We start from the raw sequence: 753 nt of genomic DNA, 5'->3' as shown, positions 1-753 counted from the left end.
GCCGAAACAGCCGAGGAGCTTCCACAGCTCCTTCGCGAAGCTGAGAAATCCTCATGGACCTATTTAGAGTTCCTAGAGGCCATTACCCACTTTGAATTGAAGAAAAGAGAAGCTAAGAGTGTGGAAAGACGGTTGAAATGGGCACGGTTCCCTTATCAGAAAACTCTGTTGGAATTTAGTATTGAAGCACAAAATTCTTTAAGTGAACGCCAACTTACTCAACTACAAGAAATAAATTGGCTGGAGCAACAGTATAATTTGATCTTATTAGGTCCTCCAGGAGTGGGAAAAACACACTTAGCCGTAGGCTTAGGCATCGAGGCTATTAACAAAGGTTATCAAGTTTACTTTGTGACAATGGGAGAATTAATTCAACTACTGAAAACGGAGGAGTTTGCGCATAAATCACAGGTACAGATGAAACGATTAAGAGCTTCTGATTTAGTTATTATTGATGATTTGATGTATATGGCGATGGACCAACGCGAGGCCAATCTGTTCTTCCAAATGATCAATCATCTTTATGAACAAAGTTCCATCATCTTAACTTCTAATAAGAGTCCAGATCAATGGGGAGAATTAATGGGAGATGAAGGAATTACTACGGCTATTTTAGATCGTCTTTTACATCGTGTGGAGGTAATACACATGAATGGAGACAGTTATCGGATGAAAAACCGACAGAATTTGTTTTAAGCAAAAGTGTTCACTCTAAATTAGCAAAAAGTGTTCAATTCTACTTGACGGTTACAT

Annotated in this window: 1 protein-coding gene; it reads left to right on the top strand. The window is 38.9% G+C overall.

Annotated features, from left to right (window positions below; all coding sequences use genetic code 11):
* A partial coding sequence (gene istB / locus M3627_RS20395) for an IS21-like element helper ATPase IstB (protein WP_251557269.1) occupies positions 1-696 on the top strand: 696 nt, incomplete at its 5' end.
* Positions 697-753: the final 57 nt, after the last annotated feature.

This window comes from Psychrobacillus sp. MER TA 171 (assembly GCF_023713305.1).
Classification (GTDB): domain Bacteria; phylum Bacillota; class Bacilli; order Bacillales_A; family Planococcaceae; genus Psychrobacillus.
The sequence above is the reverse complement of the archived record's forward strand: the minus strand, read 5'-3'. Positions and strand labels throughout refer to the sequence as shown.